General features: G+C 36.2%; 10 protein-coding genes. All 10 read left to right on the top strand.

What is annotated here, in order from left to right; all coding sequences use genetic code 11:
* Nucleotides 1-215 precede the first annotated feature (215 nt).
* The 10 genes from V7056_RS10505 to V7056_RS10460 are packed head-to-tail and all read left to right on the top strand — an operon-like array spanning nt 216 to nt 9,178.
* A complete protein-coding gene (locus tag V7056_RS10505; RefSeq protein WP_088001374.1) occupies nt 216-584 on the top strand; it encodes an NADH-quinone oxidoreductase subunit A in 369 nt (122 codons plus the stop codon).
* Entirely contained in the window at nt 575-1,093 is a 519-nt protein-coding gene (locus tag V7056_RS10500; protein ID WP_088001372.1) for a NuoB/complex I 20 kDa subunit family protein, read from the top strand. The genes V7056_RS10505 and V7056_RS10500 overlap by 10 nt, the downstream gene beginning before the upstream one ends.
* Entirely contained in the window at nt 1,090-2,409 is a 1,320-nt protein-coding gene (locus tag V7056_RS10495; protein WP_499701709.1) for an NADH-quinone oxidoreductase subunit C, read from the top strand. Before V7056_RS10500 ends, V7056_RS10495 begins: the two co-directional genes overlap by 4 nt.
* Before the next feature lie 8 nt (nt 2,410-2,417).
* Nucleotides 2,418-3,518: an NADH-quinone oxidoreductase subunit D gene (locus V7056_RS10490; RefSeq protein ID WP_499701708.1), complete on the top strand. Its 1,101-nt coding sequence runs from the start codon at nt 2,418-2,420 to the stop codon at nt 3,516-3,518.
* The gene (gene nuoH, locus V7056_RS10485) at nt 3,518-4,519 is read left to right on the top strand and encodes an NADH-quinone oxidoreductase subunit NuoH (protein WP_499701706.1); all 1,002 of its coding nucleotides are present in this window, start codon (nt 3,518-3,520) and stop codon (nt 4,517-4,519) included. Before V7056_RS10490 ends, nuoH begins: the two co-directional genes overlap by 1 nt.
* A gap of 31 nt (nt 4,520-4,550) precedes the next feature.
* Nucleotides 4,551-4,970 (top strand): NADH-quinone oxidoreductase subunit NuoI, encoded by a 420-nt coding sequence (gene nuoI / locus V7056_RS10480; protein WP_088001364.1) that lies wholly within the window; start codon nt 4,551-4,553, stop codon nt 4,968-4,970.
* Entirely contained in the window at nt 4,967-5,485 is a 519-nt protein-coding gene (locus V7056_RS10475) for an NADH-quinone oxidoreductase subunit J (RefSeq protein WP_499701704.1), read from the top strand. Before nuoI ends, V7056_RS10475 begins: the two co-directional genes overlap by 4 nt.
* Nucleotides 5,482-5,796 (top strand): NADH-quinone oxidoreductase subunit NuoK, encoded by a 315-nt coding sequence (nuoK, locus tag V7056_RS10470; protein WP_088041657.1) that lies wholly within the window; start codon nt 5,482-5,484, stop codon nt 5,794-5,796. The genes V7056_RS10475 and nuoK overlap by 4 nt, the downstream gene beginning before the upstream one ends.
* Before the next feature lie 17 nt (nt 5,797-5,813).
* A complete protein-coding gene (nuoL, locus tag V7056_RS10465; protein ID WP_499701702.1) occupies nt 5,814-7,670 on the top strand; it encodes an NADH-quinone oxidoreductase subunit L in 1,857 nt (618 codons plus the stop codon).
* A complete protein-coding gene (locus V7056_RS10460) occupies nt 7,670-9,178 on the top strand; it encodes a complex I subunit 4 family protein (protein ID WP_499701711.1) in 1,509 nt (502 codons plus the stop codon). Before nuoL ends, V7056_RS10460 begins: the two co-directional genes overlap by 1 nt.
* The last annotated feature ends 3 nt before the right edge of the window (nt 9,179-9,181 follow it).

Here is a 9,181-nt window from a genome sequence, read left to right as displayed (position 1 = left end):
TAATACAATTTTTCAGATTTGAGCATCATGAATTTTGTTTTTTAAAAATACTATTCAAATTTAGAATAATTCTTAATTATTATCGACACGTTTTTGTCACATTTGTTATAATGGATACGATTACAAAACTGAATTATAAAAATTAATGAAAAATACATTATATTTATAATAAACATATAATGTAGAGCTCTGTAGTAAGGGGAGGGACAAGTTTCGTGAATGCTTATTTAAATAACTATGTGATTGTTGCTGTGTTTTTAATTATAGGAATTGCACTTCCGGTTGTTGCACTTTCCATTATCGGAAAAATATTAAGACCACATGCACCAACTGAAGCGAAGAAAACGACTTATGAAAGTGGTATCGAACCATTCCATGATGCAAAAGTACGTTTTCATGCTGGTTATTATATTTTCGCACTACTATTCGTAATATTTGATGTTGAAACTGTTTTCTTATATCCGTGGGCAGTTGCATTTGATCAATTAGGATTCTTTGCTTTCGTAGAAATGATCATCTTTATTCTTATGCTACTACTAGGACTTATTTATGCTTGGAAGAAGAAGGTGTTGAAATGGTTATGAAGCTAGATGGAATTTCTGTTGCTGAAATGGAAGAACTCCAAAAGAATATTTTTTTCACAACACTAGAAGAAGTGAAAGCTTGGGCAAGAAGTAACTCGTTATGGCCATTAACATTCGGGTTAGCTTGTTGTGCGATTGAAATGATGGGTGTAGGGTCATCTCATTATGACTTGGACCGTTTTGGTTCGTTTTTTCGAACATCTCCTCGTCAATCAGATGTAATGATTGTTTCAGGTACTGTTACAAAGAAAATGGCACCTATTGTGAAACGACTTTATGATCAAATGCCAGAGCCGAAATGGGTTATTGCAATGGGTTCATGTGCAACAGCTGGTGGTCCATATATTAATTCATATGCGGTTGTAAAAGGTGTCGACCAAATTATTCCTGTAGATGTATATATACCAGGATGTCCTCCGAATCCGGCAGCTCTAATTTATGGTATCAATAAACTAAAAGAGAAAATTCGTTACGAAGCTAAGACTGGGAAGCAGGTGACGAATAAATGAGTGAGGAAAAATCAAAAGAGCAACTAAAGAAAGAAGCAGTAGAGAAGGCAAAAGAAGCAGCTCGCCGTAAAATGGAACAACTAAAGGCTGAAAAAGAAGCTGCTGATGGAGCGATTCCATCAACAGAAGCTTCTGAAATATCAGATGAAGATAAAGCAAAAACACTTGCTGAAGTTAAAGCGAAAGCAGTAGCAGAAGCAAAGGCAAAAGCGGCTGAAATAGCGAAACAAAAAGCGAAAGCGGCAGCAGAAACGAACGCTGAAGAAAAAAGTGAAGCGCTTACAAATGAGTCTTCAGAAGAAGATAAAGATAAAGCTCTAGCATTAGCAAAGGCAAAAGCTGTAGCGGCTGCAAAAGCAAAAGCAGCAGCAATAGCAAAGCAAAAAGCTTTAGAAGCTTCAGGATCAAATGAAAGCTCGAATGAAACGGAAAATGCAGAGTCTACATCAGAAGGTTCAGATGAAGATAAAGCAAAAGCCTTAGCGATGGCAAAGGCAAAAGCGGTAGCAGCTGCAAAAGCAAAAGCAGCAGCATTAGCAAAACAAAAAGCAAGTGGTGGAGAAGAATCACCATCAGAAGGTGCGGATGATGAAAAGGCGAAGGCAATCGCAGCAGCTAAAGCAAAAGCAGTTGCAGCAGCGAAGGCAAAAGCGGCAGCCCTAGCGAAGCAAAAAGCAGCAGACGGCGGTGAAGTGGCTCCTGCAGAAGGAGCTGATGATGAAGCTGCTAAAGCCAAAGCGAAGGCAATTGCAATCGCAAAGGCGAAAGCAGCAGCTGCAGCGAAAGCAAAAGGTAAAACTGATGGTGACGTTGCGCCAGTTGAAGAGGCAAAACCTTCTCACAATCAGCCTTTACTTGATGAGGTCAAAGCTTTAATAGAAAAAGAATTTGGAGTTGAGGTTATTGAGGAAGCAACAATCAATACCCTTTCTAAGCATGATCTTACATTTACAATTAAAAGAGATGCTTATTATAAAGTAGCTAAATTCTTAAAATATAATGAACAACTTGAATTCACGTATTTATCAGGTTTGCATGGAACGGATTTTGTGGAATACATGGAAGTTTATTCTTACATCTATTCGTATAAGCGTAAGCATGGTATTGCTTTAAAGGTAAAAGCAGATCGTGAGCAACCAGTAGTTGATAGTATAGCGACGATTTGGGAAGGTGCAAACTGGCCTGAACGTGAAACATATGATTTACTAGGAATTGAGTTCGTCGGACATCCGAAGTTAGAACGTATTTTATTACCTGAAACTTGGGTTGGATATCCGTTAAGAAAAGATTACGTACAATTTGATGAGGGGGTGTAAGATAAGCCATGATACGTACGGAAGAAATGCTATTAAATGTTGGACCTCAGCATCCTAGTACACACGGAGTTTTCCGTCTTGTGTTAAAAATTGATGGAGAGATCATTAAAGAAGCAACTCCAGTCATCGGTTATCTACACCGAGGCACTGAAAAAATCGCTGAAAATCTTCAGTATACACAAATCATTCCATATACAGACCGAATGGATTATCTTTCTGCTATGACAAATAACTATGTCCTTTGCCATGCAGTTGAAACAATGATGGATATTAAGGTTCCAGATCGTGCAGAATATTTACGCGTTATTTCAATGGAATTAGGAAGAATTGCGAGTCACTTAGTTTGGTGGGGTACAAACTTGCTAGATATAGGTGCAGTTAGTCCATTTTTATATGCATTCCGCGAACGCGAAATGATCATCAACCTATTAAACGAGCTTTGTGGAGCTAGATTAACATTTAACTACATGCGAGTTGGTGGAGTGAAATGGGATGCTCCAGAGGGATGGATTGAAAAGGTAGAAGAATTTATTCCATATATGAGAGAACAGTTAAAAGGATATCATGATCTTGTTTCTGGGAATGAAATCTTTATTAATCGTGTAAAAGGTGTTGGCGCTTATACACAAGAAGAAGCTATTAATTATTCATTAAGTGGTGCAAACCTTCGTTGTACTGGCATTAATTATGACCTTCGTAAAGATGCACCATATTCGATTTACGATCGTTTCGACTTTGATGTACCAGTTGGAACTGTAGGCGATGCATGGGACCGCTATATGTGTAGAATGCTAGAAATTGAAGAATCACTGAAAATTTTAGAACAAGCCGTTGCACAGTTCCCTGAAGAAGGAGATATTTTAGCGAAAGTACCTAAAATCATTAAAGCTCCTAAAGGTGAAGGCTATGTAAGAATTGAATCTCCTCGTGGAGAAATTAGTTGCTACATCGCTAGTGATGGCAAAAAAGAACCATATCGTTTGAAGTTTAGACGACCATCTTTCTATAACCTACAAATCCTTCCGAAACTATTAGAGGGTGAAAACATAGCAAACTTAATTACTATTTTAGGTGGTATTGATATTGTACTTGGGGAGGTAGACGGTTAATGATTGAAAATCTACTACAAAGTACACCGACTTGGATCAATTTTCTCGTTTATTTAGGTTTAGGCGTTATTTTTCTATTTGTCGTTTTAGGGTTCGTAACATTTGGAATTCTATCAGAACGTAAAGTTATGGGTTTTATGCAAGGACGTATTGGTCCAAACCAAGTAGGTGGAAAATACGGGTTACTTCAAACAGTAGCTGACGTTTTAAAACTTTTACTAAAAGAAGATACAGTTCCGAAAGCAGCAGATAAGCCTCTATTCTTACTTGCACCAATTATTGCATTTGCACCTGCATTTATGGTTTTAGCAACTTTACCATTTACAGAGAACTTACAATTTGCAGATATTGGCGTCGGCTTACTTTATTATATTGCAGTTTCTGGTCTAACAACTGTAGGTGTTGTTACAGCTGGTTGGGCATCAAATAATAAATATTCACTTATTGGTGGTATGCGTGCAGCAGCACAAATGATTTCTTATGAAATTCCACTTGTAATGAGTGTTCTAGGCGTTATTTTATTAACAGGAAGCTTAAATTTAAATGATATCGTCAATGCACAAGATAATGTATGGTTTATCGTTACTCAACCAATTGCGTTTATCGTGTTCTTAATTGCTGCTGTTGCAGAATTAAATCGTACACCATTTGACTTACCAGAAGCAGAATCTGAGTTAGTTGCAGGTTATCATACGGAGTTCTCAGGTTTCAGATGGGCATTCTTTATGTTATCTGAGTATGTATACTTCTTTGCAATGTGTTCATTAATAACAGTACTATTTTTAGGTGGATGGAAACCAATAGTGTTCTTAGACTTTATTCCAGGTGCAGTTTGGTTCTCACTAAAATTTAGTGCAGTACTATACTTATTAATTTGGTTCCGTGTAACGTTCCCACGTTTAAGAGCTGACCAATTAATGGAGTTCGGTTGGAAGGTTCTATTACCAGTTTCATTAGCAAATATCGTTATTACAGCTTTAGTGAAAAGCTTATTCTACTAAACTAGAAGACCAATCTAAAGGGGTGTGAGTCATGATTGGGTTAGTAAAAGGATTAAAATATACGCTTCAAAACTTAACGCGCGAGAAAGTAACATATGATTATCCAAATCAATCGATTCCGTTACCAGATCGTTTTCGTGGTATTCAAAAGTTTTATCCAGAAAAATGTATCGTTTGTAACCAATGTTCAGCAATTTGTCCAACAGACTGTATTACATTAACTGGTAAAAAACATCCGGATCCTACGAAAAAAGGAAAAATTATCGACACATATGATATCAATTTTGAAATTTGTATCTTATGTGATTTATGTACAGAGGTTTGTCCTACTGAAGCAATTATTATGACAAATAACTTTGAACTAGCTGAATATTCACGTGATGAATTATTTAAAGATTTACAATGGCTTGATGAAAATGACCAAAACATACGAAAGGAGAATAAAGCATGAGTGGTTTTGTAGTTGCTTTTTTTCTTCTTTCTCTTGCGGCAATTTTAGGTGGCGTAATGATGTTAAATTCAACGAAAGTTATGCATATGATGCTTTCACTTGTTTTGACATTCATTAGCATTGCAGGGATTTACGTTCTTCTATCAGCGGAGTTTGTAGCCGTTGTACAAATATTAATCTACTCAGGTGCAATTACCATTCTAATGATTTTCGGAATCATGTTAACAAAGCATGATGTTGAAAACGAAAAGCCAAAGAGAAATTGGCGTAATATCGCTTCGTTAATTGGCGTTGTAGCATTTGGGGTAGTTATATTTTTAGGAATAAATGGACTGTCAATAGATAGTCAAGACGTAGACTTAGCAACAAATAATACGAAAAATATTGGTTTACAATTATTTTCGAATTATGTAGTGCCATTTGAAGTAATGTCTGTTTTATTATTAATCGCTTTAGTAGGTGCGATTATATTAGCAAAATCTGATGATTCAAAAGAGGAGGGTATAAAGGAATGAATTCAGTTCCAATAAATGCTTATCTTCTTTTAGCTCTAATTTTATTTTGTATCGGATTGTACGGTGCATTAACAAAACGTAATACAGTAATCGTGTTAATTTGTATCGAGTTAATGTTAAATGCAGCAAACATTAATTTAGTAGCATTTAGTAAATTAGGTGTAACACCATCATTAACTGGACAAATATTCTCATTATTTACAATCTCAGTAGCGGCTGCTGAAGCAGCTGTGGGCGTTGCAATACTAATTGCTTGGTATCGTCATCGTCAAACTGTCAATATCGATGAAGCTGATTCATTGAAAAGATAACTAGGAGGTGGAATTTGATGATGCAGTATGCTTGGCTAGTTCCGGTACTTCCGCTAATTTCTTTTCTAATCCTCATATTAGCAGGTACAAAAGGTAAGAAAAGTAGTGGGGTATTAGGGGCAGCTTTAACAGGAATCTCATTCATCATCTCCTTGTTCGTCTTATTTGACCGTCTACAAGGGGATACAGTACAAGAATTATATACTTGGTTAACAATTGGTAATATAGAAGTACATGTGGGATATGTTGTCAATGCACTGAACGCATTAATGTTAGTAATCGTAACGTTTGTCAGTACATTAGTTCATATCTATTCCACAGCATATATGGAAGACGATGAGCGTATAACTGTATTCTTCGCCTACCTTGGGTTATTTACATTTGCGATGTTAGCACTTGTCATATCACCTAGTATTCTACAACTTTATATTTTCTGGGAATTAGTAGGATTAGGATCATTCTTACTAGTAGGTTTTTACTTTTATAAAGAAGAAGCGAAGGCAGCGGCAAAAAAAGCGTTCATTATGACAAGAATAGGGGACGTTGGCTTATTTATTGGGATGGTACTTTTATTTTGGAAAACAAAGAGCTTTGATTTTGATCAAATCTTTAAAGTAATCCAAGATGGACAAGTAAGTACAGGAATGTTAACACTAATTGCCATTTTAATTTTTATTGGGGCAATGGGTAAATCAGGTCAATTCCCACTTCATACTTGGTTACCGGATGCAATGGAAGGTCCAACACCAGTTTCAGCTTTAATTCACGCAGCAACAATGGTAGCTGCAGGGGTTTACTTAGTTGCAACTACTTATCCAATATTTATTGCAAGTGAAACAGCATTAACTGTTGTGGCAGTTGTTGGTGGATTTACAGCCATTTTTGCAGCAAGTATCGGTTTAGTTCAAAGAGATATAAAACGAGTATTAGCTTATTCTACTGTAAGTCAATTAGGGTATATGATGCTTGCACTTGGAGTTGGTGGCTACACTGCAAGTATTTTCCACTTAACAACTCATGCTTTCTTCAAAGCATTATTGTTCTTAGCGGCAGGTAGTGTAATCCATGCTGTTCATACACAAGATATTTTCAAAATGGGTGGACTACGTCAAAAGATGAAATGGACGTCTACTTTATTCTTAATCGGTACACTAGCAATTACAGGTGTTCCTTTACTATCAGGCTTCTTTAGTAAAGATGAAATTTTAGCTGCAGCCTGGTCAAATGGACATTATGTATTATTCATCATTGCACTAACAGCAGCATTCTTCACATCATTTTATATGTTCCGTTTATTTTTCCTAGTCTTCACTGGGGAAGAAAAAACAAAAGGTGCCCACGAGTCACCAATGTCAATGGTTATTCCAATGTCATTATTAGGTGTACTTGCAATATTTGCAGGGTATATAAATACGCCATTCTTTGGCCGATATTTAAATGAGTTTTTACTTGAGGATGTACCATTTACAATAACAGAGCATAGTCATGAACCAATTTGGATTATGATTGTTGCAACGTTAGTATCACTTGCGGGTATTACACTTGCTTACTCAATGTACGGCAGCAAAGCGAAGAAATCAGATCAAGAAGAAAACGGGTTATTCTATGAAATTCTTCTTAACAAATACTATGTTGATGAGCTATATAACGTAACAATTGTAAAAGGAATGTTTGCAATTGGTCATGTGATGTATGCGATTGAACGATTTGTCATTGAGGGAATTGCGATTGTCGTAAAAGGAATTGTGAGTACAGTTGGTAGTATCGGTTCTCGACTTCAAAGTGGCCAAGTCCAAACATATGGATTCATTACATTGTTAGGTCTAGCCCTTATATTATTAACATTAGTTGTGACAGGGGGGTACAACTTATGATGAGTTCTCAATTTTTATTATGGGTTGTTTTCTCACCTCTTTTAGGTTTACTACTTGTAACGTTTGCGCCAAAGAATTCTTACAAGGTTTGGGCTCTAGCAACAGCAGTTCTAACATTTGTTTTAACAGCAATCACATATATTGCTGGACAAAATCATTCTAATTTACAGAATTGGAATATTTCATACGAATGGTTTTCGTTTGGAAAATTCTTTGCAGAGTCAACTAGATTATTTGAAGTGAAATTTGAACTTGGTGTAGATGGGTTATCATTAGTAATGATCTTACTTACAGGTGTCATCTCACTAATTTCTGTCATCGCGGGTTATTCGATTAATAAAGGTTCAAGAAGCTTTTATCAATTGTTATTTATCCTACAAGTTGGTATGTATGGCGTATTTGCTTCTCAAAATTTAGTATTATTCTTCTTATTTTTTGAATTAACGCTTGTACCGATGTTCTTCTTAATCGGAAGATGGGGCCGATTTGATAGCGAGCGAGCTGGTTACCAATTTTTAATTTACAACGGATTAGGATCAGCATTTTTATTATTCGTTATCGCTGTATTATTCGCTCGAACAGGCACTACAAATTATGCTGATTTAGCTAATATCATACCGGTTGGTTACGATACAATTAGCCCAATTTCAGAAAACCTAAAAATGGGACTACTAGTTTGTTTATTAATTGCTTTTGCAATCAAATTACCATTATTCCCGTTCCATCGTTGGATGGTGAATGTGCATACACAGGCAAATCCTGCTGTTGTTATTATTCACGCGGGTATCCTATTAAAAATTGGAACGTATGGTTTAATTCGTTTTGCATTAGGAATTTTCCCAGACCAATTTGATAAAATGTCAGTAGCTCTTGCAATCATAGGAGTCGTAAATTTACTTTATGGAGCTTATATTGCATTAACTCAAAAAGATTTACGTTCAGTATTAGCTTATTCAAGTTTTTCACATATGGGGATTGTGATCGTCGGACTTGCAGCAATGAATAGTGCTGGAATCCAAGGGGCGATTTTTCAATCTGTTTCTCACGGTTTAATAGCTGCACTTCTATTCTTACTTGTTGGTATGCTAGAAAATCGTGGAGATACAACTAGTTTTGATAAAATTAGCGGATTGGCTAAATCCACGCCAAGATTGGCAGGATTATTATTATTCGGTGGTATGGCTTCACTAGGATTACCTGGTTTATCAGGCTTTGTTGGAGAATGGCTATCGTTTGTAGGTTTATTCCAAAGTCATAAAATTATTGCAGCTGTAGGTACGTTAGGAATTATTTTAACAGCAGCTTATATTTTAAGAGCAATTCTTGCGCTAAGCTTTGGAAAAAATAGTGAATTCGTTTCATCATTTACTGATTTATCAAAACGTGAAACAATCGCGTCGGTAATTTTAGTCATTGCGATTATAGGGCTTGGAGTATATCCTGCTCTTGTAAATGACATGATTTTATCATCAGTGGACTTTATCATTCAAGGGATTCGAGGTGTATAGAAG

The organism is Bacillus sp. JJ664 (assembly GCF_036962205.1).
GTDB lineage: Bacteria > Bacillota > Bacilli > Bacillales > Bacillaceae_G > Gottfriedia.
Note: the sequence above shows the minus strand (reverse complement) of the source record. Positions and strands in the feature narration are given on the sequence as shown.

Excerpts from the sequence above, each read along its gene's own strand:
- V7056_RS10500 (WP_088001372.1), top strand. The coding sequence starts at position 575 with ATGGTTATGAAGCTAGATGGAATTTCTGTTGCTGAAATGGAAGAACTC.
- V7056_RS10495 (WP_499701709.1), top strand. The coding sequence starts at position 1,090 with ATGAGTGAGGAAAAATCAAAAGAGCAACTAAAGAAAGAAGCAGTAGAG.
- V7056_RS10490 (WP_499701708.1), top strand. The coding sequence starts at position 2,418 with ATGATACGTACGGAAGAAATGCTATTAAATGTTGGACCTCAGCATCCT.
- nuoH (WP_499701706.1), top strand. The coding sequence starts at position 3,518 with ATGATTGAAAATCTACTACAAAGTACACCGACTTGGATCAATTTTCTC.
- nuoI (WP_088001364.1), top strand. The coding sequence starts at position 4,551 with ATGATTGGGTTAGTAAAAGGATTAAAATATACGCTTCAAAACTTAACG.
- V7056_RS10475 (WP_499701704.1), top strand. The coding sequence starts at position 4,967 with ATGAGTGGTTTTGTAGTTGCTTTTTTTCTTCTTTCTCTTGCGGCAATT.
- nuoK (WP_088041657.1), top strand. The coding sequence starts at position 5,482 with ATGAATTCAGTTCCAATAAATGCTTATCTTCTTTTAGCTCTAATTTTA.
- nuoL (WP_499701702.1), top strand. The coding sequence starts at position 5,814 with ATGATGCAGTATGCTTGGCTAGTTCCGGTACTTCCGCTAATTTCTTTT.
- V7056_RS10460 (WP_499701711.1), top strand. The coding sequence starts at position 7,670 with ATGAGTTCTCAATTTTTATTATGGGTTGTTTTCTCACCTCTTTTAGGT.